The organism is Acinetobacter sp. SwsAc6 (assembly GCF_013391565.1).
In the GTDB taxonomy this organism is placed as follows: domain Bacteria; phylum Pseudomonadota; class Gammaproteobacteria; order Pseudomonadales; family Moraxellaceae; genus Acinetobacter; species Acinetobacter cumulans.
The window spans coordinates 43427-67471 of sequence record NZ_JACAXE010000002.1 but is presented as its reverse complement, the minus strand read 5'-3'; the positions used below and the strand labels follow the sequence as shown (position 1 = coordinate 67471).

The following is a 24045-nucleotide window of genomic DNA, read 5'->3' as shown; positions in this document are numbered from 1 at the left end:
ATATGGCAGAGTGGTTACGCCTTTGCGCTTTGCTTCGCGGCCTAATTTATAAAAATAATTTAAAAAAACAGCGCACTTAAATACTAAGGCGCTGCCTATTAATTTGTTTTAGACGTCGTACTTAGAAATTAAGGTACTAAAATCTTCAGTTCACGCAAAATCTGACAAAGTTTAATCATTGGCATGCCCATTAACGTGGTTTGATCATGGCCAATCATTTCTTCAAACAAACTAATCCCCAAGCTTTCACACTTAAAGCTACCCGCACAGTGTAAAGGTTGTTCAACGTCTACATAGCGTTCAATTTCAGGCAAGCTCAGTTTGCGGAACTTCACTTTATAATGTTCGATCAAGGTCTGTTCAAAGCCAGAACTCGCATGTTGTACGCTGAGCGCCGTACTAAAGTAAACAATTTTGTCCGAGTTGGCTTGTAATTGTTTAATGGCTTTTTCTGTGCACAGTGGCTTGCCAATAAAAATATCGGGAGCGCCTTCACGCCAAGCGACTTGGTCCGAACCAATCACGATCGCATCTGGATATTGGCTACTAATACATTTGGCTTTTTCAAAAGCCAGTCGTTTTGCCAAATCATCCGCATGGTTTTCACCGCGCGGCGATTCATCTATATCAGGTACGATTGAACGGTAATCAATCCGTAAACGATCCATTAAATCTTTACGGGTTTGGCTAGAGGAGGCCAAAATGATTTCGGGAGTACTCATTACACTGCATATTCCATAAGTACATCAAGCGGTACATAAGACAGCACAGCTTGATGACATGCTTGTATTTTGACAGGTGGGGCAATGCCAGCTTGGTATGCTTCCACCCAACGCGTCACACAGATGCACCAAAAGTCGCCGGGTTGTAAACCTGGAAAACCAACTTCTGGTAATGGGGTGATAAGGTCATTTCCCGCTTTTTGCGAAAAATTAAGAAATTCAGAGGTCATTTGTGCGCACATGGTGTGCTGGCCTAAATCCGAAACGGCTGTATGACAGAAACCATTACGAAAAAAACCGGTAATGGGATCAAAACAACAGCTGGCCAAAGGCTCACCTAAAGCGTTAAGACGATTAAGATGCGGGTCTGGATGAATAGACATAGGCTTTGAATCTTGCTCTGATTTTTCCCTATGATAGCAAAACTTTAAGTTTGGATGCCTTTTCTGCAAAAGAAGCTAACCTTTTTTCACATAATCATTTAAAATCTTCGCGTTTTGATATCAATAAAGAGAGCAATGCATGAACTTTCAGCGTATGACTGATCTTGATTTAGCGGGTAAGCGTGTTCTAATTCGTGAAGACTTAAACGTACCTGTTAAAAATGGCGTGATTACAAGTGATGCCCGTTTACGTGCGGCATTACCAACAATTAAAGCAGCCCTTGCGCAAGGTGCAGCTGTAATGGTGTATTCACACCTTGGTCGTCCTGTTGAAGGTGAACCTAAAGCGGAACAATCGCTTGCTCCTGTAGCGGCATACTTAACAGAAGCTTTAGGCCAAGAAGTTAAGTTAATCACTGAATACTTAGATGGCGTTGAAGTTGTACCAGGTCAAGTGGTATTACTTGAAAACTGCCGTTTTAACGTTGGTGAAAAGAAAAACAACCCAGAATTATCTGCAAAATATGCAGCACTTTGTGATGTCTATGTAATGGATGCATTTGGTACGGCTCACCGTGCAGAAGCATCAACTGAAGGCGTTGCACGTTGTGCAAAAGTTGCAGCTGCAGGTCCTTTATTGGCAGCTGAATTAGATGCTTTGGGTCGTGCGCTACAAACTCCTGAAAAGCCAATGGTTGCGATTGTTGCGGGTTCTAAAGTATCAACTAAGCTTGATGTATTAACATCACTTTCAGATATTTGCGATCAATTGATCGTTGGCGGTGGTATTGCTAATACATTCTTAGCTGCTGCTGGCTTTAACGTGGGCAAATCACTTTGCGAAAATGATTTGATCGACACTGCAAAAGCAATTGCTGCCAAAGTATCTGTACCACTTCCTACAGACGTAGTTGTGGCAGATGCGTCAGAAATTAATTTTGATGACTTCTTAGGTTCATTGGCTGCAGCGAAAGCAGTTGTGAAAAAAGTTGAAGATGTAACTGACAACGACATGATTTTGGACGTTGGCCCAGAAACAGCGAAAGCATTTGCTGAAATTTTAAAAACTTCAAAAACAATTCTGTGGAATGGCCCAGTAGGCGTATTTGAAGTTGATCAGTTTGGCGAAGGTACTAAAACATTATCTTTAGCGATCGCTGAATCTGCTGGTTTCTCAATTGCTGGTGGTGGCGATACTTTAGCTGCGATCGACAAATATGAAGTTGCAGACAAAATTGGTTATATCTCTACAGGTGGTGGTGCATTCCTTGAGTTTGTAGAAGGTAAAACACTTCCTGCAGTTGCTGCGCTTATTGAGCGTGCATAAGCATTTCGTCTTTGATTAAGACTGAAATACAAAAAAGGGCTGACAATTGTTAGCCCTTTTTTTATGGCCGTTCATTTTTCAGTCATAAAAATGCAATATTTCTGCAATAAAATTTTCTACGAAGTTAATCATCAACCCGTAGGACAATGTGATGAACCTAAAACTGGCACTTGCAGCAGTATTAATTGCGCCTTTAGCATTAACAGCGTGTGCAAAAAAAGATGCAGCTCCACATGATGCGACTGAAGCATCTGCTGCAGTTACAAATGACAAAGTGACGCCAGAGCAACAAGCGGCAATTGACTCTTTAGATAAACCAGTCTTGGACGAAAAAAATACGGATGTACCTGCAGAAATTGCGAATGCACCTGCAGATGAGGCGACAGCAGACACTGAGCAAACAGAAGCTTCAGCAGCAGCTCACTAAAATTGCTGACATTATTTTAAAAGTCCCTGCATAAGCAGGGATTTTTTATATAAAAGTTGGTTTTTTTGCTGAATTGAAATGATTGTGCATGTAGAATATGTCGCATTACCTGGGAGGACATTATGGCTCTTATTTCATTGCGCCAGCTCTTGGATCACGCCGGCGAACACAACTACGGCGTACCAGCGTTTAACGTAAACAACTTAGAACAAATGCGCGCTATCATGTTGGCCGCAGACGAAACGAATTCACCTGTAATCGTACAAGCTTCTGCTGGTGCGCGTAAATATGCAGGCGCTCCATTCTTACGTCACCTTATTTTGGCAGCAATTGAAGAATGGCCGCATATTCCTGTTGTAATGCATCAGGACCATGGTACAGACCCTGACGTATGTCAGCGTTCTATCCAATTAGGTTTCTCATCAGTAATGATGGACGGTTCTTTGGGTGCAGACGGCAAAACACCAACAACTTACGAATACAACGTAGACGTAACTCGTCGTACAGTTGCAATGGCGCATGCGTGCGGCGTATCAGTTGAAGGTGAAATTGGCTGTTTAGGTAGCCTAGAAACTGGTATGGCTGGTGAAGAAGATGGCGTAGGCGCAGAAGGCGTTCTTGACCATTCACAGCTTTTAACTTCTGTTGAAGAAGCAACTCAATTCGTTGCGGATACGAATGTAGATGCGCTTGCTATTGCAGTAGGTACGTCACACGGTGCTTACAAGTTCACGCGTCCACCTACAGGCGACATCCTAGCGATTGACCGTATTAAAGAAATTCATGCGGCATTGCCAAACACGCATCTTGTAATGCATGGTTCAAGCTCTGTTCCTCAAGAATGGCTTGCAATCATTAACCAATATGGCGGCGACATCAAAGAAACTTATGGTGTTCCTGTTGAGCAATTGGTTGAAGCAATCAAACACGGTGTTCGTAAAATCAACATCGATACAGATTTGCGTTTAGCGTCTACTGGTGCAATGCGCCGTATGATGGCTGAAAAACCAAGCGAATTTGACCCGCGTAAATTCTTTGCTCAAACTGTTGATGCAATGAAACAAATCTGTGTAGACCGTTACACAGCATTTGGTACAGCTGGCAACGCTGACAAGATCCGCCCGATTTCTTTAGAGAAAATGGTTGATCGTTATAAATAATTTGTCATAGATTATTTATCAGCAAAAGCCCACAATATGTGGGCTTTTCTTGTATTGATAAGAAAAAATATAAAATATCGCTTGATAGAGGATACACCATCATGGAATTGATATTTGCAGCTGCGCTGTGCAGTGTGGCGGTATCTATAATCTTAAAAATATGCCGAGATCGAGGCTTAGTTCCAATGCAAATGATTGCATGGAATTATGCGATGGCCAGTGTATTGACCTATTTATGGTTTAAGCCAGATTTAGTCCATGTGTCAGTCGAGCATACACCATGGTGGTTGATTACCGTTTTAGGCATATTGCTCCCTGCAATTTTTTTCTGTTTGTCTAAATCATTGCAAAGCGCAGGTATTTTAAAAACCGAAATTGCCCAGCGTTTATCGGTGGTGTTGTCATTGCTGGCAGCGTATTTCATTTTTCATGAAGCCTTTAATCAGCTGAAAATTTTGGGCATTATCATGGGGGTTTGCGCCGTATTTTGTATATTAGATTCACATAAAAGCAAACAGTTGAATCATGGTGCAAAACCGATGGCTTTTATTTCGCTTTTAGCGGTTTGGGTAGGTTATGCACTCATAGATGTATTGCTGAAATATACGACAGGCTTGGGTTTACAATTTTCAGTGACACTGAATTTGATGTTTATTTTTGCCTTTGTTTTGTCCATGCTATACATCATTGTTAAATATAAAAGTATGGGAACATGGCAAAATATTGGAGCAGGTTTACTACTTGGCGTATTAAATTTTGCCAATATTGCCTTATATGTGAAAGCACATATGTTATTGAAAGATTCGCCAGCAGTCGTATTTGCAGGCATGAATGTATTGGTGGTGATGCTCGGTGTGCTCAGTGGATTATTTATCTTTAAAGAGCGTGTGAAGCCCATTGTTGCTTTGGGTTTAGCTTTAGGCTTAAGTAGTGTTTTGTGCTTGGCCTATGCGATGTAAAAAATCATGCATAACTGGAGGAAGTTATGCATGATTTACTGTAGGCTGTTACATTTTCTAGATTATTCTTTTTGCATTATTTTTATTGTCGTTAAGCATTAACTCAACGCATTACTTAAGTCATTTAGTGACTATGTGGCGTAAATTTACTTTTGACCCATGACAAGTAGCTGTTCATCGCATGAATAGGATTTTGTATTAAATCACCTGTTTCAGCAATGCCAAGTAACTGACCTTGTGCCTTACATTGAGGGCAAGCAGGGTAATGGTGTTCTTGTGTTTGATAAGGGTGCATATAGCAGGTATTACAATGGGTACATTCAAACTTCATTGGTAGGTTAAACAGCATAGACATGAGTATTCCCCTTGATTGAATATAAAAGTATTTAATAAAAAGCAAAATACAGGCCAAAAAATAAAAACATTAATTTAATTTTTGGCTAAAGTATTATTTTTAAAAGAATATTTTAACTATTTAAAGATCGGCTGAAGCCTTGTAAATAGCTTTTGATGAGGGGGATGGGGTATTTAATAAAGTCTTGTGTCTCTACTGTGCCTTGTAATTGTCCAGGTTGCTGACATTGAGGGCAGTGTGGATAAAAAAGGTATGCTTTTGCTTGGTAGGGTTGTAGATAAATGGATTTACATGAAGCGCAATAAAATTTCATCGGTAATTTAGGTGCAACAAACATGATAATTGACCAAGATATTAAGTTGCGCAAAATATACTCGATTTATGTTTAAAAAAATAAGTCCTAAAATGACATGAAAGAGGGAATAATCCCCCTTTCGTCGCTTTATTGAAAATATTATAGCTTGGTGAATATTTCTTCTTGGCTCAGGCGTGATTTTGGTAGTTTGGCGTTGAAGTCTTTTTCACTGCGGTAGCCCAAGGTTAATAATACGGAGGGAATTAAGCCCTTCTCAACAAGCTGTAGCTCATCGCTCATAATATCCTCATCAAAACCACCAATCGGCGTTGCATCCACACCTTCAATCCCTGCAGCTAAAAGCATTTGGCCAAGGGCAATAAAGGTTTGATTTTCGGCCCAGCGCTGAATATCACCTTTTTCGTTGCGATAAAAATTCACATAGCCCGTACGGCTGTCTTTTTGACCTTGTTTGGCTTGCTCATCTTTAAATCGACCACTTGCTTCATCACGGCTCAGTAAGTGCTCAAGGTGCGTTTCGCTAATATCGGCTTGGGTACAAAATAAAATGGTGTGTGATGAGTCGAGTACTTTTGGTGCATTGTAGGCATATTTACCCACCAAGGCTTTTGCAATACGTTCTTTCGCAGCGCTATGATCGGCAATAAAAAAGTGCCAAGGTTGAATATTGATGGAAGAGGGGGTTAAACGAAGAATTTCAAGTAAACGTGCAAATTGTTCTGGTGGAATTTTCTTGTTTGGGTCGTAAGCTTTAGTGGTATAACGACTTTTTGAAATATTGAGCAAATCCATGATGAAGTCTTCCAGAACGGTCTAAAATAATGGTTCTATTTTAATATAAAACTTTGGGGTGAGTTCTTAAATATCTATATACATTTGGATGAATTCGGTAGTGTTTTTTAGCACCTTCAAATTTATTTAAATCAATGATTAATTTTTGGCTTAGTAATATTTGAATCGTTGGATTTTTAGGGTCAAAACTCAGTTCAAGTACTTGTTTTTCTGTAAATAGAGACAAAAAGTATTTTTCATCATGACTTAATTGGTTCAATGCATCTTGTATATCTTTATGTGCGCTTTTTAGTCGGTTTTTTTCATTCAAATGGCCGTGAAATTTATGTAAAAATTCATACAGTATTAAAGCTGTGCTTACTAAGTAAATGAGTAGCAATGGGGTTTTAATGATTGAGATCACGTATGTGAGTGCAGGGTCGAGATCAATAAGTATGACAATAAAAAGCAGTATTAGAAAAATATTGAAAATTTTATTGGTTTTAGAAAAGTCTAATTTCATTGTTTCAATGATAAGTTTGATTTTTCTAATAATCTCAATATTTACAGTTTACTACAAGTATTCAATTAATAACTTTGAGCAATGAATTGATATAAAATCTCTATTGGAAGAATCTACCAAAAGGCGTTTAATCAAAGGATGTCTCTTCTCCTGCACTGAGCAAGTAAATGATAGATTATACAAACCACTTTAAACGTAAATTAAAAACTCAGCAGCAAATTGGCCTCTGGGTTGGGCTTGCAGATGCTTATGGGACAGAAATTGCTGCCAATGCCGGCTACGATTGGTTACTCATTGATGGTGAGCATGCGCCGAGTGATTTGCGTACAACCTTATCGCAGTTGCAAAGTATAGCAGCCTATCCTTCACAAGCAGTCGTGCGCCCGCCGATTGGTAGTGTGCAATTGATAAAGCAATTATTAGATATTGGTGCACAGACTTTGTTGATTCCAATGGTGGAGTCGGTTGAGCAAGCCGAACTAATGGTCAAAGCAGTTCGCTATCCGCCAGAAGGTGTGCGCGGCGTAGGGGCTGCATTAGCACGTGCAACACGCTGGAACAGTATTCCTGACTACTATGCAACTGCACATGAAAATATTTGTTTATTAATTCAAATTGAGTCTGTAGAAGGGCTGGCCAATTTAGATGATATTTTAAAAGTAGAAGGGATTGATGGTATTTTTATTGGTGCAGTAGATTTATCTGCAACAATGGGCTATGAAGGTAATCCGAACCACCCTGAAGTACAAAAAGCCGTGATTGATGCTATTCAGCGCATTCGTGCATCTGGTAAAGCAGCAGGTATATTGTCTACACAACATGAAGCAACCGAGCAGTATTTAGCCTTAGGTACGGAGTTTGTAGCAGTCGGTGTAGATACCAGCGTATTAATGCAGTCGCTAAGAACTTTGCTTCAGCGTTACAAACCAGATGCAGAAGAGGTACAAGTTTCTGCAGGTTATTAAGCAGTCGAGCGTTAAAGTTGTAATGCTGAATTGCACACATTATGCGCTTTCATGTCTTGAACTTTAGGCATGAAAGCACCTGTAATAAAACACAATATTTTTTAAAGCGATTGAATAAAACAGTGAAGAATAAGAAAAAAATAAGCACTTTTATACTGATTGTTTAAAAAATGTTACAAGTTAAATTTGCTTTGTTAAGTTAAAAAATGTATAAAAGAATAACTAATAGGCGGGTATTGTTCCTGCTTTTCTATTTATATAGCGGTTTGTGATTTATATAAAATCTAAGTGAGTTGCTTAGATTGCATCTAGTAGTTAGTAATACAGAATAATTCCTCTATCTGCGTTAATTTATCTCTTTGCGTGATTGTCACAAATGCTCAACTTTGAGTAATTGTAATGAAAAAATTAAATGAATGGCATATTGCCAGCCAGTCAAATGGCGGTCAAATTAATGTGAAATTGGTACCTATGCAACGCCAACAAAATACACCAAATGGTTTTGTTTGGGTGGATGTAGGTCAAATGATTGAATTGGAAACAGGTGAAACTTTTGCTTTAAATTTGGATGGTAAAAGCTTCTATACGGGCCCAAATCAATTGTATCGCTTAAGTCATTAATCTGATATCAAAAGACTGTTTATACAGTTCAACAAAAAACGGTAACTTGAATAGTTACCGTTTTTTTATGCTTGAATTTATGTCGTGCTATACGCTGACAGTATCCGCTTCAAGGCTTGGTGTTGTTTTGGGTGCTGAATTACGGTGGCGATATTGCGCTGCACGATGCTCATCTGGAAGTCTTGGCCCTTGTGCAAACAGCTTCTCGCGTAAGGTGCCTTCACGATATGCTGTAGGATAAACGCCTCTACGTTGCAATTCGGGGACAACATAAGTCACAACATCTTCAAAGCTCTGATGAGCCAAAATATATGCGAGGTTAAAGCCATCAATTCCTGTCACATCAATCCACTCTTGCAGTCGATCTGCAATCGTTGTTGGTGAGCCAACAATGACAGGCCCATTACCACCGACACTGGTCCAGTGTGCAATTTCTTCAATGGTCCACACTTTATTTGGATCTGCTTCAACATAAGACTGCAACATTGATTGAATGGCATTGGTCTGAATATATTCGACTTGGTCTGTGGCTTTAAATTGAGCAAAATCGACACCTGACCAACCCGATGCAAGCGTCAAGCCACCATCGTAACTGCCATATTGTTGATATTCACGAAATTTAGCTTGAGCTTTTTCATCAGTTTCATCTACCACAATTGACAACATGGTGTAGATCAGTACAGAGTTTGGATCTTTGCCTTCTTGGGCTAAATTATGGCGAATACCTGAAGCTAATTTTTTAACAGCGACTTGTGTTGGTGCAGAAATAAACACACATTCAGCATTTTGACTGGCAAATTTTTGCCCACGTGCCGATGCGCCAGCTTGATATAAAACGGGAGTACGCTGCGGTGACGGTTCACAAATATGAATGCCTGGTACGCTAAAATATTGCCCTTCATGTTGAATAGGATGAACTTTTGTATGATCTGCAAAGATGCCTTTTTGCTTATCACGTAAGACAGCATCATCCTCCCAAGAACCTTCCCAAAGCTTATATAAAACCTCTAAATATTCATCTGCAATATCATAGCGGTTGTCATGGCTGACTTGAGTTTTTAGGCCTAAATTTTTTGAGCCACTTTCTAAATAAGATGTGACGATATTCCAGCCAGCACGGCCTTTGGTAAGATGGTCTAAGGTACTCATACGCCGTGCAAATGGATATGGATGTTCGAATGAAATAGAGGTCGTTACCCCAAATCCTAAATGCTTCGTCACGGCTGCCATAGCAGGAACAATTTGCAAGGGATCATTGACAGGGACTTGTACTGCACCTGTTAAAGCGTGTTCAGCTGAACCATGATAAACATCGTAAATCCCTAAGACATCGGCAATAAAAACACCATCAAAGATGCCACGTTCTAAAATTTTGGCTAAGTCAGTCCAGTATTCTAGGTCTTTATATTCGGTAGAGCGGTCAAGTGGATGTCGCCATAAACCAGGCGATTGGTGGGCAATGCAATTCATTTCAAAGGCATTAAAGCGAATTTGTTTTGTCATCATGTAATCTATATGTGGAGCTTGCTTTTATATTAAGAAAAATATACGGATACGTTATGAATAAAAAAATGAATGTTTATCATATAATTGATATAGCAATAATTGTGATTTATAAATTAGTCTTTAAAATTAACTTAATATTTATTTAAGATATTGAAATATATGTTTAATTTATAGATTGTTGTTTTTAGGTTATTTGAGATTTATGTTTTATTATTAAATTGTAAGGAAGAATGACATTATTATGAAATAAAATATATCGGTATTTTGTATTTTAAATAAAGTGATTTGGTTTGAAGATTAATATATAAAAAATCAAAATAAAAAGTGCTAGCTTAATTATAAATAACCATTTGAGCATTGAAAAAATGACATCAAAAATTGAAATTAAATTAAAAGATGCACAAAATATTCCTCGTGATTTTTATCATTCTGACGATTTAGCCCATGTGGTTCGTAGCGATGAAGAAGCAATAGCAATTGCTGAAACTTTGGCACATGAATTTGCCAAAGAGGCTTCAAAGCGTGACCATGAAAGGCGCTTACCTTTACAAGAGGTACAACGCTATTCTGCCTCTGGGCTATGGGGGATTAACGTACCACGTGAGTTTGGCGGTGCAGGCGTAAGTTATAAGACGCTGGCAGAAGTCGTCAAAATTATTTCGAGTGTAGACTCTTCTTTGGGGCAAATTGCCCAAAACCACTGGGCTTTTGTAGAGCATATTCGCTTAGATGCTCAACCTGAGCAACAAGCTTTTTTCTTTGAGCAAGTATTACAAGGCAAACGCTTTGGCAATGCATTTTCGGAAAAAGGTTCAAAAAGCGTGGCTGAGCTCACTACGCGTATCGATTTTGAAGCAGATCATGCCCTCATTAATGGGCAAAAATTCTTTGCGACAGGGGCCTTACTTGCGCATTGGGTTCCCGTGGTTGCAGTTAATGATGGAAAACCTTATGCAGCCTTAGTGCCACAACACACACCAGGCTTAACTATTATTAATGACTGGAGTGGCTTTGGGCAACGTACAACTGTCAGTGGTTCAGTGCTTTTAGACAATGTGAAAGTCGATTTAAAGTATGTTGTACCAATCCATCAGGCATTTGAGCGTCCTACAGTTGCTGGTGCAATTTCACAATTTATTCAATCTGCGGTAGATGCAGGTATTGCACGCGGTGCGATTCAAGAAACCATTGACTACGTGCGTCAGCATGCTCGTCCTTGGATTGATTCGGGTTTAGAACAGGCTGTACAAGACCCATATACCATTGCCAATATTGGTGAAATAAAAATTAAATTACGTGCAGCAGAGGCTGTATTAGATTTAGCTGCAGTGGCAATTGATAAAGCTTTGCAAGAACCTACAGAAGAAACGGTGTCTCAAGCGACTTTACTCACGGCTGAATCTAAAGTGCTGACCACTGAAATTGCACTTTTGGCAGCCAATAAGCTGTTTGAGTTGTCAGGTACACGTTCAACTTTATCTGAGCTGAATTTAGATCGTCATTGGCGCAATGCCCGTACCCATACGCTACATGACCCTGTACGTTGGAAATTAAATCTTGTTGGAAATTATTATCTTAATGATGTTGCCTTACCCCGTCATGCTTGGAGCTAAGAGGAATTAAATATGAGCATTCAAAATAATCAAAATTTATCACTCGGTGCTGATTACGAGCAGGTTGCGACAAAATTTCGTCCTATTTTTCAGCAGATTGCTTTAGGTGCATTAGAGCGTGAAACGCAGCGTAAGCTACCATTTGACGCTATTCAAGCTCTAAAGCAAGTAGGCTTTGGCGCAGTACGTGTACCAACGGCATTTGGTGGTGACGGACTATCTCAACAGCAACTGTTTCGCCTATTGATTGAATTAGCGAAAGCAGATTCAAATGTGGTGCAAGCACTGCGTGGGCATTTTGCTTTTGTCGAAGACCGATTAAATGCACATAAAGATCAAGATCAAACGATATGGTTTAAGCGTTTTGTGCAGGGTGATTTGGTGGGCAATGCTTGGACGGAAATTGGCCAAGTTGAAATTGGTGATGTTGCTACACGAGTGACGGCCAATCAAGATGGACAATTAAGTGTGAATGGGCAAAAGTATTATTCAACCGGCACTATTTTTGCGGATTGGATTGATCTTTTTGCTTTGGATGAAACCCAAAATCAGCATGTGATTGCAGCAGTTGCTACAAAGGATGCAGGGGTAAAAATTAGCGATGATTGGGATGGTTTTGGCCAGAAAACCACGGGGAGTGGTACTTTAACCATTCAAGATGTGGCCATTGAGCGCGATCACATTTTGCCATTTGAGCAGCGTTTTAAGTACCAAACTGCATTCTATCAAGTGGTGCATCTCGCAACTTTGGCAGGTATTGCACACAGCGCAGTGGCGACTTTTAGCGAAGAAGTTCGTCAGCGTACACGAATCTTTAGTCATGGCAATGCAGATTTAGTCCGTGATGATGCGCAAATTTTACAAGTCATTGGTAAAGCTTCAGCTCAAGCCTATGCCAGTGAAGCTATTACATTAGCTACAGCAAAAGCTTTGGATGCTGCTTATCTGAGTCATTTTCAGTCGGATGCCACCTTCGAGCAACAGGCCAATGACCGTGCTGAATTGGAGTCATCCCAAGGTCAGGTTGTTATCTCTGAATTGGTGCTTAATTTAAGTACAGAATTATTTAACAGCTTGGGTGCATCGGCCAGTAGTACGGCTAAGCAACTGGATCGTTTCTGGCGTAATGCACGTGTGGTATCTTCACATAACCCACTTATTTATAAGCAAAAGGTGATTGGAGATTGGGTAATTAATCAAACGGCCTTACCTTATGTTTGGCAAATTGGTAATAGCCCTGTAGCGAAGCAAGCTGAAATTGCAGCTTAATCGTACACATTTGAATAAGCAATAAAAACTGTCATTCGGCAGTTTTTATTGCTTTGAGAACTTATGACTCAATTTTTGAATAGTAGTAAACGCACTGTTGAATTTAAAGCATTTAGATACGAAATTTGCTATGTGATGAGGAATGTCGAAACTGGTGTAAATTTAATACGACCATGTGCTGAGTTTTAAGGATGGTGGGCTTGTATGATTTTGAGGGGATATTTCTAAAATTTGCGCCTCATGTGCACGCCAGTCGCCTAATACAATACGTTGTTTATGTGCAACTTGGTGAATGGCTGGGCGGTGTGTATGACCATGAATTAATACATCGACATGAGCCAAAGCATTTTCAACGGCCTGTTGATTCACATCCATCACTTCATAGCTTTTAATTTGATTGGCTTGTTGGCTTTTTTTGCGAAAGCCATGTGCTAATTTTTGTCGGAAGCTTAAAGGTGTTTTTTTGAGTAAGCCTAAAATGAGTGGGTTACGAATTACTTTACGAAAGCGTTGGTAGGATAGGTCATCGGTGCAAAGGAGATCACCATGTTCAATGCGATACCGTGTATTGCCAATTTGTAGCGTAGAGATTTCTTTGAGCAAAGTACCATGGAATTGGTTCAGAAACTTTTGCCCTAAGGCGAAGTCACGATTACCTACAACAAAATAAACCTGATTGCCTGATGCATGAAAACTTTGCAAGGCTTGTACAATTTCATCTAGCCATGGGGCACTGTAGTCATCGCCAATCCACGCATTAAACCAGTCGCCTAAAATATACAGCTGGGTTTGCTGGGTTTTATAGTGTTCTAATAAATCCAAAAACCCCCGAACGAGTCGAGGGTGATCAGGTGACAAATGTAAATCAGCGATAAACAGATAGGTCACAAATCTTTTCCTTATCATCCTCAAGGTTTCTCTAAATAGAGAAACCTTTTCATTACTCCATTTTAAAGCGATGCTTTAAAACTAATAAAGAATGGAGAGGATGTTATTTATTCAGCAATGATTTTTGCAGATTCGATCACTACGTTTTCAAGCGGAACGTCAGCGTGGTAACCACGGTTACCTGTACGAACGCCTTTAATTGCGTTAACTACGTCTAGACCTTCAGTTACTTTACCAAATACTGCATAACCCCAACCTTGAGCATTTTTGCCAGAGTGGTTAAGGAAAGAGTTGTTGCCAACGTTAATAAAGAATTGTGCAGAAGCAGAGTGAGGTGCTTGTGTACGTGCCATTGCAATTGTACCAAGGTCATTGGTTAAGCCGTTGTCAGCTTCGTTTTCAATTGCATCGCGTGTTGCTTTTTCTTTAAAGTTTTCATCCATACCGCCACCTTGGATCATGAATCCGTCGATTACGCGGTGGAAAATCACGCCGTCATAGAAACCGTCACGAACGTATTCTAAGAAGTTAGCTACAGTTTTTGGTGCTTTTTCACTGTTAAGCTCAAGAACAATACGACCTTTATTGGTGTTTAATTCGACTTGAGGAAAACTCATTGTGTAATCTCCTAATCATGGACAACAAAGCCATGGGTTTTTTGGTTGTGAGAAGCATAAGCAAACTGTAAACTACAAGGCAAGTAAAAACGTTATTTTCTTTGTAAAATAGATCAAATATCGTTTAAGGGGCTGTAAAACATTCATAAATCATCTGGCAGATCAGCTAGAATGATGAAGGTTTAACAAACCCAATTTATCCCTATATTTTTTTCATCAAAAGTGATTTTTTAACTATGAAGCCGAATGATGTTGTTTCAACACTGCCAAATAACCCGACACCAAGTAATAATGCGTCTGTCGATGCTGCGCAGCAAGAACAACAGCCTGGCTTAGATTTTGTTCGTCAAATTATTACGGACGATTTGGCTACTGGCCGTTCAAAACAAGTTGTTACGCGCTTCCCACCAGAACCAAATGGTTATCTACATATTGGCCATGTAAAAGCAATTTGCTTAAACTTTGGTATTGCACAAGAGTTTGAAGGTTTATGTAACCTTCGCTTTGATGACACTAATCCTGATGCAGAAGAGCAAGAATACGTAGATGGTATTGCCAACGACGTAAAATGGTTAGGTTTTGATTGGAATGGCGAACCACGCTATGCATCAAGCTATTTTGACCAGCTGTATACATGGGCTGTGCAACTGATTGAACAAGGCGATGCATACGTAGATTTGCAAAGCCCTGAAGAAATTCGTTTAAACCGCGGTAATTTTGTCGATCTAGGCAAAAACTCACCACAACGTGATGCGTCGGTTGAAGAAAACCTTGCACGTTTTGAGCAAATGCGTAATGGCGAACTTGGCGAAGGTAAAGCTGTACTGCGTGCCAAAATTGATATGGCATCTCCAAACGTTCACATGCGTGATCCAATTTTGTACCGTGTACTACATTCTGAGCATCACCAAACAGGTGATAAATGGAAAATGTACCCAATGTACGATTATGCGCATCCTTTATCCGATGCGATTGAAGGCATTACGCATTCATTGTGTACATTAGAGTTTGTAGATCACCGTCCATTCTATGACTGGGTTGTAGAAAAAGTTAAATCACCTGCAGTACCACGTCAGTACGAATCTAGCCGTTTAAATGTCGACTACACCATTACTTCTAAGCGTAAATTACGTCGTTTAGTGGATGGCGGTTTTGTAAATGGTTGGGATGATCCACGTTTACCAACAGTTGTGGGTATGCGTCGTCGTGGTTTTACAGCAGAAGGCTTACGTGAGTTCTGTAAGCGTGTTGGTGTAACTAAAGTTGATGGCAGTATTGTCGATGTTGCAATGCTTGAATTCTGTATTCGCCAATCTTTAGAAAATACAGCAAGCCGTGCAATGGCGGTGTTAAATCCACTTAAAGTGACGTTAACCAACTTGCCACAAGACATGGACTTGGTACATGCACGTCATCCAAACGTAGATATGGGCGAGCGCGTAATTCCGTTAACGTCTGAGCTTTACATTGACCGTAAGGACTTTGAAGAAGTTGCACCAAAAGGCTTTAAACGTTTAATTCCGGGTGGTGAAGTTCGTTTACGTCATGCGTACGTGATTAAGTGCGACGAAGTCATTAAAGATGAAAATGGTGAGGTGGTTGAGCTGAAATGTTCAATTGATCCTGAAACTTTAGGTAAAAACCCTGAAGGGCGTAAAGTGAAAGGCGTTGTACATTGGGTTTCTGCAACCAAAGGTGTAAAAGCAGAAGTTCGTATTTACGATCGTCTATTTACAGAAGCAGATCCTGAAATCAGTGAAGATTTCTTAGAAAACTTAAATCCAAATTCTTTAACGATTGTGGAAGCTGTAGTTGAACCTTCATTGGCACAAGTACAAGCTGAAGATCGTTTCCAATTTGAACGTGAAGGTTATTTTGTTGCAGATCAACACGATTACAGCAATGAAAAACTTGTGTTTAACCGCATTTTGGACTTAAAAGACAGCTTTAAGCCAGGTAAATAATTTACACCATCAAATGAAAAGGTAGCCGAAAGTATGTTGAGTGAAAACTAGCGTCTAACTTGCTTGAGGTTCGCCTCCGATCTTGATTCAAAAGCTCAACCTCGGTTGGGCTTTTTTGTGGGATCTTAATCTAAGGTGAGCAGATGATTGTTCGAGATAAAGCCAATAGTTTTAAACTTTTATTTGCATGGCATGGCACAATTTTACCCAAAGTTGTGCCTGCACTGGCTATTGTGGTCCTAATATCGGCTAGTTTGGTGTATTTAAATGCACGCCATTATGTGAATATGCCTGAAGTACCTGCCATTGGATTTACAATTTTTGGTGTGATTCTTTCGATTTTTCTGAGTTTTCGAAATACAGCTTGCTATGACCGTTGGTGGGAAGGCCGTAAATTATGGGGAGCATTGATTGCTCAAACGCGTCATATCTGTCGCGATAGCCATGTGTTGCCTGAGACTTCACGCCAATTGATGATGCTGAGAGTCATGCAGTTTAGTGCTTTATTACGTGATCGTTTGCGTAAGCAAGATATGTACTTTAGCCAAACGCAAGTGGCCTTAGGATTGAATGATCAGCAATGGCACAAACTTCAAAACCATTTTAATGCACCCCAATATTTACTTGAATTGGTGCAGCAGGACTTAGCCAATTTATATCAGCAAGGCACTATCAGCGATATTATTTACCAAACCATCAGTCAGCATGTGGTGGCTTTGGGGGATATTCACGCTGGTTGCGATCGGATTTCATCAACACCTTTACCATTTTCATATTCGGTGTTGTTGCATCGCGCGGTATATTCATTTTGCTTTATTTTGCCTTTTAGTTTAGCCACCAGTCTTGGCGTATGGACACCCATTATCGTGGCGCTGATCGCCTATTTGTTTTTAGGTCTAGATGCATTAAGCGCAGAGCTAGAAGAACCCTTTGGTGTGCAAGAAAATGACTTGGCTTTGGATGCCATAGTGCGTGGGGTAGAGCGTGAAATGCTGAGTTCCTTGGATTTGGAGCTACCACCACCAGTGAGTGCGACAGCCAAAGGAAATCTACTTTAGGGTTTATGGTGAGCGAAATTGAGCGATTTTGGTATCGCTCAATTGAATGCGTTCAAATTTAGATATATGGATTAAATCGACTCAAAGTTAGCTTGATGTTTATGCATGAAACTAGTGATTTTATAGTGTCGCGGCTTATACCAGCTTTGTTCAATGCTTTTAAGATTATAGCTACCAATGGTCAGGCTCTGTTTGGCGCGGGTAATGGCGACATATAACAAGCGCTTTTGTTCTTTATACAGCTGATGACCTTCATTTTGATGGAGCTGTGATTCACTATTTTGTTTTTTGACGACCATATAGCCAGGGAAATTTTGATGGGTTAAGTCTGGCAAAATGACATGATCAAACTCAAGCCCTTTGGAGCGATGAATCGTACTGACAATTAGTTGATCATTTGGAGTGATGAGATCAGACTCTTTTGCGGTTTGATAGAAGGGAATCGCTTCATCAAAATATTGATACGGGTTATGAATATGCTCAAAATGATAATTTGCATGGTTGAGCAGTTTGACTCGAAGTTGTTCAATACTTGTATCTATATGCGCTTCATAAAGCTGAGGATTAAATGCTTGCATATAGTGTGTATAAAGCTTAAATAGTTGCTGAATTTTAAAATCACCATTACGCCGTATACTATATTGTGCCAAATTCCAGAGCGGGCTAAAGTTTTGGTTAAATGCGTTTAAGCATTTTTCAGCTTGTGCGATATAAGCACTTAGCGCTGTTTCATTCTGTTGAATTTTAGCCAGTAAGGGGTTTAATAGTGCGCGACCTGCTTTTACATCATCTAAGGCATTGTGGCTGTTTTCGCCGTCTAATTTAAAATGTGCCAATAAATGCCCAAGTTTATAGCTGTCTAAATTTGGAAACAGCTGGCGCGTCAGTTCTAGCGTACAAAATTTATGTTGGCTAAAAAATATGTCTGATAATTCGGGTGCATAACGCTTTAAATTCTCAGTCAGCATGGCCTGATCAAACTTTAAATTATGAGCAATCAGTGCTTTGTCATGACTAAATTGCATAAATGTATGTAGCTGTTGTTTGGCATCTAAACCATGTTTTGCCAGTACAGACGCATCAATCCCATGAATTTTATAACTTTCGCTTAAGTCCTGATCCGATAGGCAATATAAATTAAGCTCTTGATCTTGCGTAACAGCTGCAATTTGAACAATATCATTTAGGGCGAGATCAAGCCCGGTGGTTTCTGTATCAAAATAGGCAAAGCTGTTGTTTTGTATATGTTGGATTAAACACTGCTGTTGATGCTGATAGCAGTCGCTAATGTTAATGAAATTATTGAGCCAACAACCATGCTCGCGTAGTTCATGAACCAACTGAATAGTAGCAAATTGTGCTTCAGTCTCTTTTAAATGTGTAGGTTTATAGTGCTGAATATTGCCAAAGCGCCACAACAGACGCGCCCAGGCCAAACGATTTTCAGGGTCTTTTAATGCACTCACAAAGGCCATAAAGTCTAAATAAAACTCACGGCTTAACAAATCATTTTGTGCAACAAAAAAATGCCTTAACTCTTGCTGATTGAGTTGATCTGAAAAGGCATCGGCTTGACGATTGGTCGACAGCAAAACGGCGGTAGATTCATCTTTTTGGTTGAGCATGTGAATATGACGAATGAGGTCGGCTGTATGTTCAGTATCAAATTCACGGTGCAAGTGCAGTAAGGCACGTGGATGTGCTTTTTTGTGGGCGCGTGCTGTGATTTTATAGGTTGAATCTAGGCTAGATGCCATGTACTGATTAGACAGTTGAACGAGATTGTCTGGACTACGGTAGTTTTCTTCCAATACATGTACATTTTGCCCTAAGCGCTCTTGGGTTAATTCTACAGATGCACCTTGAAAACGATAAATCGATTGATTGACATCACCTAAAATTAAAATATGGGCATCTTTGGCAGTGAGATGGTCGACCAAAAGCCAATGCAAAGGCGAGAGGTCTTGTACTTCATCAATTTGAATCCATCCATAGCGTTTGGCCTTAGGCTGATTTTGTAGCACGAGCGCATCTATTATAAGGTCATCATAATCATAAAAATGATAGTGTTTTTTGAGTGCTTGATAAGCCTCATTAAAATATACCGCCAAGACAAATGCATATTTAACGCAGTGATCAGGAATGTTCTGATCAAGGGTACGTAAGCGGCTTCGAATATAACTTTTCTGTTCAGGTTTTAAAAAATGCCGTGCTTCAGAGATTAAGGGCAAACATAAATTGCGAATCGCTTCCATATTCCATAGAGCGTATGGATCTTCATTTTTAAAAATACTGTAATGGCAGTAGTTGAGTGCTTGAGGATCAAAGCCATCGAGTGCATTTGCTTTAAGCTCATAGCGGGTTAAACAATGTTGTAACTGAACCAAAACCTCATGATGTGGCTGAATGAGTAATGCATTTAATTGTTCTAAGGCTTGGCGTATGAGGCGTTTTTGCAGTTCTTCATTGATTAAGTCACGATGCTGGCTGTCATAGTGCTTCATTAATAATTTGAAGCAAAAGGCATGTAGATTGCCAATAAACAATTGTGGAAAATTTTTAGCCAAGCGAGCAGTGACTTTCTCTCGCATATTTAAGCCTGCACGGTTGGTAAAAGTCAGACATAAAATATCATCGGCTTTTACATTACGCGCTAGAGCTTGCACAATACGCTCGGTGAGGACTTCAGTTTTACCACTTCCTGCAGGGGCTAAACATGCATGATAGCCTTCGCGCAGTTGAATAACTTTGAGCTGATCTGCATTAAACTGAAGCATCATAAAAGACCCAAACGCTAAAACTACAATGTCGATAGCACAAGCTTATGATTTTAAGTGGAATCAGTCTATAAAACTTAAGAAAAATAAGGCATTTTAATCGTCATGATGTAACGGATATTTGGGCTATACCTATTCAAAAATAGTAGGTGAATAGTTGCAGTATAATTCGAATGTGACTTAGCGATTCTTTTGTTGCTGATTGCGAAAATCGAAATACTGTTTCAGTCTATGATTGGCTTTATCGCGTAATTTTTTCTTAATATACAACACAAGTGCAAAGCTAGTTGTAGTAAGCGTTAAGAACATGCTATTCATAAAGCTCATTGCAGAGCTGACATAGCCAATTGTCGTGAGGCGATTCATCATACGGTACACTTGTGGGCTACTTTCAACGCCTGTGATTGCCCATGTGCACAAATGCTCACAGTTATTGGTAATGAGGTGATAATGGTTTTCGTGCATACGTGAACGCATACGACGAACAACTCGACGACCAGTAAACTTAGGTTGGCTATAGTGCTGAACGTCGATATGTTTGCCACGGCTAAATTCATCAATTGAAGTAATTTCAATGGGATGCTTTTTAAATAGATGCGCGAATCCAGAGTAATGAATTACTCTGCCACGACCTGCGTAAATGCCGTGATGACTATAACCAAAATGTTTGACGATTAAATGTGCCCCTAAAGGAAACCGTCTGCTCTGCTGATGCATGTCTACGTTCGCCAATAAAGTTACAAGTGTATTGTTAGGCTTTTAGTCTACTTCTTTTTTGTGAATTAATCGACTCTTTAGGCTAGACTTTGTTTGAGCATTCGACAGGTGAACAGCATGTATAAACCGACGCTATGGTATGGCCTTGTGTTGAGTTGGGTCGGCATAAGTATGGCGCTACAAGCAGATGCTGATATAGAGCAGTGGCGTGTGTCTGAACCTATTCAGGCAGATGTTGTGAAAGTCAAAAATTTTAAAGCCCTCAGCTTACATTTGTATCAGAGCAATGGTGAGCCTTATGCGACTTTAACGCATTTGGCTAAGCGAATGCGTCAAGCATGTCATCCCTTAAGTTTTGCAATGAATGCAGGAATGTTTCACAGCGATTATTCGGCAGTTGGATTATATGTTGAAGATGGCCAGCAACTTCAAGCCTTAAACAGAGCCACGCAGGGCTATGGTAACTTTCTGATTCAGCCGAATGGGGTGTTGGCTTGGAATGATCAGGAAGTTCGTTTACAGAGCACTGCGGAATATGCAAAAAATACTTTTAATCCACGTTATGCAACGCAGTCAGGCCCAATGTTGGTCCATCAAGGGCAGATCAATCCTAATTTTTTAAAAGATGCCAGCTCATATAAAATTCGAAATGGTGTCGGATTGAAAAATCAGCAGTTATATTTTGTAATTAGTAATCAGCCTCTGACTTTCTATCAGTTTGCAACTTTCTTTAAGGAAGCACTGGGCGTTGATGATGCATTATATTTAGATGGGTCATTATCCAGTGCTTATATTCCTGCATTGAACAGACATGATGCATGGAGGCGATTGGGGCCAATGTTGGCTTATAGCGAATTTGAGCCATGCAATAAGGTGTTTGTAGACTCAAACTAAAGAAATTTATGTACATGGAAGCAAAGTATCGAAGTTCGAAGATTTACTTTGAGAATTACAGGTTGGTGGCTATTCTTTCATTAAATTAAGAAAACTACTTTGTCGGCTACAGTATTCGATTGCTTCTTGTTTATTCATGGCAGGGACTTGCTCTTTAAACTGTTGTTTACGTGTTTTAATTTGAAGATCAGACATTTGCATCTGCTTGGATATTTTTTCGATGTTAGTCCAATAATTTTGGCATTCTTCGGGTAGGCGTTGGCATCCTGTCAGTATAAAACTGAGGCTTCCGAGTAACATCAATAGATGGAGTTTCATCGCAAATATCCCTGATTTCTTATAATTTTTCATTATTGTGCATCATCATAACAAAAAGATGAAAAAAATTATAAACAAAGCAGTCATTTAGCTAAGAAGACGAAAGCTTGGGTTTGAATTGCCAAAATTATAGACATTAAAAAAGGCATTTCATGGGGATGAAATGCCTTTTTGTACAATCTACAATTTAGTGCAATGGTAGATGTTGTAGCTCATTGAGCTCTTTACGACTATAGCCACGAGAAGCTAGAACTTTCTTTATGCCAAGAATGACATCTTCATCGGTTGCTTTTGCAAGCGCTTCTAGAAGTTGTTCATTAGATTTGCATGAGCAATCATTTTCAACGCAAGCAATTTGGTTTTTATGCCCGTTTTCCTGTTCAGTTGAGAACAATTTTTGCCAAAAACTCATAGAGCCTTCATTTATGACCTTCGATAGAACGAAATATAGTCAATCTGTAAAATAATTCAAGTCTACCAAAGTGATAAAAGCATCAGTTGAACACTAGATTTTCCGATTAATCTAATGAACATGAACGAAATAAAGAAAGTATAGGGGACTTGTATATTTTAACTTACTTATTTTTAAGTAATAAAAAAGAGCTTAATGTTAAGCTCTTTGGGTTATGCTTTTATGACATGAAATGTTTTGTTTAAATCTTTTCGAGTAACACACCAGATTCTACATGATGCGTATACGGGAATTGATCGAACATTGCGAATTTTGTGACTTTGTGGGTTTTTGACAAGGTTTTTAAATTGTCATGTAAAGTGTCTGGGTTACATGAAATATAAATAATGCGTTCGAAGCGCTGGATCAATTTTAATGTTTCATCGTCGATACCAGCACGCGGTGGATCAACAAAAACTGTGTCGAAGTCATAAGTTGAAAGATCAATATTGGCTTCTTGTAAGCGACGGAATTCACGTTCGCCATTATAGGCTTGTGTAAAGTCTTCGGCAGATAAACGTGCAACTTGGATGTTGTCTACGCCATTTTGCTCGATATTCCACTGTGCTGCATATACAGATGATTTTGCTAATTCGGTTGCTAATACGCGGTTAAAGCGCGAAGCCAAAGGCAGGGTAAAGTTACCATTACCACAGTAAAGCTCAAGTAGGTCTTTATCGGACTGCTGAGCAACATTACATGCCCATTCCAACATTTTTTGACAAACCTTGGCATTTGGCTGCGTAAAGCTATTTTCAATTTGTTTGTATTTATATTGGCGATCGAATACTTGTAATTCTTCTACGACAAATTCATTTTCTAAAACAAACTTTTGACCACGGCAACGGCCAATCAGTTGAATGTTCAATTCTTTAGCCAAAGCTTTGGCAGCCACTTCCCATTCTGGCTCAAGCTTACGATGGTAAAGCAAAGATACCAGCATTTCGCCACTGAGCGTTGCGAGGAAATCGACTTGGAATAAACGTGCAGATAACATTGAATCTGCTTCCAATGCAGTAAGTAACTTCGGCATTAAGTCATTAATGCTTTGATCTGCAATAGGGAACTCTTTAATCTCTACAACATTTTTCTTGTCATCTTCAGTACGTTCAAACATTGCATAGAACATACCGCCTTCTTTACGATGCCAAATACGGAATTCTGCACGCATACGAAAGTTTTGCTCAGGTGAGTTAAAAACTTCTAGTGAAGGAGGATTAAATTCGGCAAATTGCGCTGAAATACGCTCAACTTTTGCATCAAGTTGTTGCTGATAAGAAGAAGTCATATACAGAAAAAATCACATGTATGTTCAAAACAGGGATGGTAACAAAGTTTGAACTTGAAGGGTCAAATTATTCTAAAAATGTTGCAAGAAACTCACTACTTTAGGATTTAACTGAATAAAAAACCGAAGCTGTACGTATACAACTTCGGCGATCCT

The 24045-nt window shown here is 39.5% G+C and carries 23 protein-coding genes and 1 pseudogene; 11 read left to right on the top strand and 13 right to left on the bottom strand.

What is annotated here, in order from left to right; all coding sequences use genetic code 11:
- Positions 1-128: 128 nt before the first annotated feature.
- The gene (locus HYG93_RS01860) at positions 129-722 is read right to left on the bottom strand and encodes a nucleoside triphosphate pyrophosphatase (protein ID WP_106984806.1); all 594 of its coding nucleotides are present in this window, start codon (positions 720-722) and stop codon (positions 129-131) included.
- The gene (locus HYG93_RS01855) at positions 722-1105 is read right to left on the bottom strand and encodes a DUF2237 family protein (RefSeq protein ID WP_106984805.1); all 384 of its coding nucleotides are present in this window, start codon (positions 1103-1105) and stop codon (positions 722-724) included. Before HYG93_RS01855 ends, HYG93_RS01860 begins: the two co-directional genes overlap by 1 nt.
- Before the next feature lie 139 nt (positions 1106-1244).
- Here HYG93_RS01855 and HYG93_RS01850 point away from each other — a divergent pair, with 139 nt between their 5' ends.
- The 4 genes from HYG93_RS01850 (at position 1245) to HYG93_RS01835 (ending at position 4978) form a co-directional block, all read left to right on the top strand.
- A complete protein-coding gene (locus HYG93_RS01850) occupies positions 1245-2432 on the top strand; it encodes a phosphoglycerate kinase (protein ID WP_106984804.1) in 1188 nt (395 codons plus the stop codon).
- Between the two features lie 151 nt (positions 2433-2583).
- The gene (locus HYG93_RS01845; RefSeq protein ID WP_106984803.1) at positions 2584-2859 is read left to right on the top strand and encodes a hypothetical protein; all 276 of its coding nucleotides are present in this window, start codon (positions 2584-2586) and stop codon (positions 2857-2859) included.
- A gap of 122 nt (positions 2860-2981) precedes the next feature.
- Positions 2982-4019: a class II fructose-bisphosphate aldolase gene (gene fba, locus HYG93_RS01840; protein ID WP_106984802.1), complete on the top strand. Its 1038-nt coding sequence runs from the start codon at positions 2982-2984 to the stop codon at positions 4017-4019.
- 101 nt (positions 4020-4120) lie between these two features.
- Complete coding sequence (locus tag HYG93_RS01835; RefSeq protein ID WP_106984801.1) at positions 4121-4978, top strand: DMT family transporter; 858 nt, start codon at positions 4121-4123, stop codon at positions 4976-4978.
- 124 nt (positions 4979-5102) lie between these two features.
- Here the strand turns inward: HYG93_RS01835 and HYG93_RS01830 are convergent, their stop codons facing one another.
- From HYG93_RS01830 to HYG93_RS01820, 3 genes are all read right to left on the bottom strand, one after another.
- Complete coding sequence (locus HYG93_RS01830; protein ID WP_120365355.1) at positions 5103-5333, bottom strand: hypothetical protein; 231 nt, start codon at positions 5331-5333, stop codon at positions 5103-5105.
- Positions 5334-5787: 454 nt separating this feature from the next.
- Positions 5788-6441: an oxygen-insensitive NAD(P)H nitroreductase gene (gene nfsB, locus HYG93_RS01825; protein ID WP_120364206.1), complete on the bottom strand. Its 654-nt coding sequence runs from the start codon at positions 6439-6441 to the stop codon at positions 5788-5790.
- A 40-nt stretch (positions 6442-6481) separates the two neighbouring features.
- Positions 6482-6943, bottom strand: coding sequence for a super-infection exclusion protein B (locus tag HYG93_RS01820; protein ID WP_120365357.1), 462 nt, complete (start codon positions 6941-6943; stop codon positions 6482-6484).
- 167 nt (positions 6944-7110) lie between these two features.
- Here HYG93_RS01820 and hpaI point away from each other — a divergent pair, with 167 nt between their 5' ends.
- Both hpaI and HYG93_RS01810 read left to right on the top strand, forming a co-directional pair.
- Entirely contained in the window at positions 7111-7908 is a 798-nt protein-coding gene (hpaI, locus tag HYG93_RS01815) for a 4-hydroxy-2-oxoheptanedioate aldolase (RefSeq protein WP_120364208.1), read from the top strand.
- A gap of 399 nt (positions 7909-8307) precedes the next feature.
- Positions 8308-8529: a transposase gene (locus HYG93_RS01810; protein ID WP_106984795.1), complete on the top strand. Its 222-nt coding sequence runs from the start codon at positions 8308-8310 to the stop codon at positions 8527-8529.
- A gap of 87 nt (positions 8530-8616) precedes the next feature.
- On the opposite strand, the gene HYG93_RS01805 is transcribed toward HYG93_RS01810, so the two are convergent.
- Positions 8617-10032, bottom strand: a complete 1416-nt coding sequence (locus HYG93_RS01805) for an LLM class flavin-dependent oxidoreductase (protein WP_120365998.1) — start codon at positions 10030-10032, stop codon at positions 8617-8619.
- Between the two features lie 443 nt (positions 10033-10475).
- Here HYG93_RS01805 and HYG93_RS01800 point away from each other — a divergent pair.
- Positions 10476-11648 (top strand): annotated as a pseudogene (locus HYG93_RS01800) (SfnB family sulfur acquisition oxidoreductase); the annotation flags it as partial.
- 12 nt (positions 11649-11660) lie between these two features.
- Positions 11661-12917 (top strand): acyl-CoA dehydrogenase family protein, encoded by a 1257-nt coding sequence (locus HYG93_RS01795; protein WP_120365986.1) that lies wholly within the window; start codon positions 11661-11663, stop codon positions 12915-12917.
- 162 nt (positions 12918-13079) lie between these two features.
- Here the strand turns inward: HYG93_RS01795 and HYG93_RS01790 are convergent, their stop codons facing one another.
- Entirely contained in the window at positions 13080-13805 is a 726-nt protein-coding gene (locus HYG93_RS01790) for a UDP-2,3-diacylglucosamine diphosphatase (RefSeq protein ID WP_106984792.1), read from the bottom strand.
- 107 nt (positions 13806-13912) lie between these two features.
- Positions 13913-14422, bottom strand: coding sequence for a peptidylprolyl isomerase (locus HYG93_RS01785; protein ID WP_106984791.1), 510 nt, complete (start codon positions 14420-14422; stop codon positions 13913-13915).
- Positions 14423-14658: 236 nt separating this feature from the next.
- Here HYG93_RS01785 and HYG93_RS01780 point away from each other — a divergent pair, with 236 nt between their 5' ends.
- Together HYG93_RS01780 and HYG93_RS01775 are read left to right on the top strand one after the other, a co-directional pair.
- The gene (locus tag HYG93_RS01780; protein ID WP_120364212.1) at positions 14659-16386 is read left to right on the top strand and encodes a glutamine--tRNA ligase/YqeY domain fusion protein; all 1728 of its coding nucleotides are present in this window, start codon (positions 14659-14661) and stop codon (positions 16384-16386) included.
- 143 nt (positions 16387-16529) lie between these two features.
- The gene (locus tag HYG93_RS01775; protein WP_117006674.1) at positions 16530-17444 is read left to right on the top strand and encodes a bestrophin family protein; all 915 of its coding nucleotides are present in this window, start codon (positions 16530-16532) and stop codon (positions 17442-17444) included.
- A gap of 71 nt (positions 17445-17515) precedes the next feature.
- Here the strand turns inward: HYG93_RS01775 and HYG93_RS01770 are convergent, their stop codons facing one another.
- Positions 17516-20224: a 3'-5' exonuclease gene (locus tag HYG93_RS01770; protein WP_120364213.1), complete on the bottom strand. Its 2709-nt coding sequence runs from the start codon at positions 20222-20224 to the stop codon at positions 17516-17518.
- A 177-nt stretch (positions 20225-20401) separates the two neighbouring features.
- Complete coding sequence (locus HYG93_RS01765; protein WP_106984787.1) at positions 20402-20938, bottom strand: lecithin retinol acyltransferase family protein; 537 nt, start codon at positions 20936-20938, stop codon at positions 20402-20404.
- A 117-nt stretch (positions 20939-21055) separates the two neighbouring features.
- On the opposite strand from HYG93_RS01765, the gene HYG93_RS01760 reads away from it, so the two are divergent.
- Positions 21056-21832, top strand: a complete 777-nt coding sequence (locus HYG93_RS01760; protein WP_120365989.1) for a phosphodiester glycosidase family protein — start codon at positions 21056-21058, stop codon at positions 21830-21832.
- A 69-nt stretch (positions 21833-21901) separates the two neighbouring features.
- On the opposite strand, the gene HYG93_RS01755 is transcribed toward HYG93_RS01760, so the two are convergent.
- From HYG93_RS01755 to trmA, 3 genes are all read right to left on the bottom strand, one after another.
- Positions 21902-22150, bottom strand: a complete 249-nt coding sequence (locus tag HYG93_RS01755) for a hypothetical protein (protein WP_120365990.1) — start codon at positions 22148-22150, stop codon at positions 21902-21904.
- Positions 22151-22337: 187 nt separating this feature from the next.
- Positions 22338-22562, bottom strand: coding sequence for a hypothetical protein (locus HYG93_RS01750; RefSeq protein ID WP_106984784.1), 225 nt, complete (start codon positions 22560-22562; stop codon positions 22338-22340).
- A gap of 241 nt (positions 22563-22803) precedes the next feature.
- Positions 22804-23889: a tRNA (uridine(54)-C5)-methyltransferase TrmA gene (trmA, locus tag HYG93_RS01745; RefSeq protein WP_120365991.1), complete on the bottom strand. Its 1086-nt coding sequence runs from the start codon at positions 23887-23889 to the stop codon at positions 22804-22806.
- Positions 23890-24045: the final 156 nt, after the last annotated feature.

Coding starts and splice junctions, on each gene's coding strand:
- HYG93_RS01860 (WP_106984806.1), bottom strand. CDS start 722: ATGAGTACTCCCGAAATCATTTTGGCCTCCTCTAGCCAAACCCGTAAA.
- HYG93_RS01855 (WP_106984805.1), bottom strand. CDS start 1,105: ATGTCTATTCATCCAGACCCGCATCTTAATCGTCTTAACGCTTTAGGT.
- HYG93_RS01850 (WP_106984804.1), top strand. CDS start 1,245: ATGAACTTTCAGCGTATGACTGATCTTGATTTAGCGGGTAAGCGTGTT.
- HYG93_RS01845 (WP_106984803.1), top strand. CDS start 2,584: ATGAACCTAAAACTGGCACTTGCAGCAGTATTAATTGCGCCTTTAGCA.
- fba (WP_106984802.1), top strand. CDS start 2,982: ATGGCTCTTATTTCATTGCGCCAGCTCTTGGATCACGCCGGCGAACAC.
- HYG93_RS01835 (WP_106984801.1), top strand. CDS start 4,121: ATGGAATTGATATTTGCAGCTGCGCTGTGCAGTGTGGCGGTATCTATA.
- HYG93_RS01830 (WP_120365355.1), bottom strand. CDS start 5,333: ATGTCTATGCTGTTTAACCTACCAATGAAGTTTGAATGTACCCATTGT.
- nfsB (WP_120364206.1), bottom strand. CDS start 6,441: ATGGATTTGCTCAATATTTCAAAAAGTCGTTATACCACTAAAGCTTAC.
- HYG93_RS01820 (WP_120365357.1), bottom strand. CDS start 6,943: ATGAAATTAGACTTTTCTAAAACCAATAAAATTTTCAATATTTTTCTA.
- hpaI (WP_120364208.1), top strand. CDS start 7,111: ATGATAGATTATACAAACCACTTTAAACGTAAATTAAAAACTCAGCAG.
- HYG93_RS01810 (WP_106984795.1), top strand. CDS start 8,308: ATGAAAAAATTAAATGAATGGCATATTGCCAGCCAGTCAAATGGCGGT.
- HYG93_RS01805 (WP_120365998.1), bottom strand. CDS start 10,032: ATGACAAAACAAATTCGCTTTAATGCCTTTGAAATGAATTGCATTGCC.
- HYG93_RS01795 (WP_120365986.1), top strand. CDS start 11,661: ATGAGCATTCAAAATAATCAAAATTTATCACTCGGTGCTGATTACGAG.
- HYG93_RS01785 (WP_106984791.1), bottom strand. CDS start 14,422: ATGAGTTTTCCTCAAGTCGAATTAAACACCAATAAAGGTCGTATTGTT.
- HYG93_RS01780 (WP_120364212.1), top strand. CDS start 14,659: ATGAAGCCGAATGATGTTGTTTCAACACTGCCAAATAACCCGACACCA.
- HYG93_RS01775 (WP_117006674.1), top strand. CDS start 16,530: ATGATTGTTCGAGATAAAGCCAATAGTTTTAAACTTTTATTTGCATGG.
- HYG93_RS01770 (WP_120364213.1), bottom strand. CDS start 20,224: ATGATGCTTCAGTTTAATGCAGATCAGCTCAAAGTTATTCAACTGCGC.
- HYG93_RS01765 (WP_106984787.1), bottom strand. CDS start 20,938: ATGCATCAGCAGAGCAGACGGTTTCCTTTAGGGGCACATTTAATCGTC.
- HYG93_RS01760 (WP_120365989.1), top strand. CDS start 21,056: ATGTATAAACCGACGCTATGGTATGGCCTTGTGTTGAGTTGGGTCGGC.
- HYG93_RS01755 (WP_120365990.1), bottom strand. CDS start 22,150: ATGAAACTCCATCTATTGATGTTACTCGGAAGCCTCAGTTTTATACTG.
- HYG93_RS01750 (WP_106984784.1), bottom strand. CDS start 22,562: ATGAGTTTTTGGCAAAAATTGTTCTCAACTGAACAGGAAAACGGGCAT.
- trmA (WP_120365991.1), bottom strand. CDS start 23,889: ATGACTTCTTCTTATCAGCAACAACTTGATGCAAAAGTTGAGCGTATT.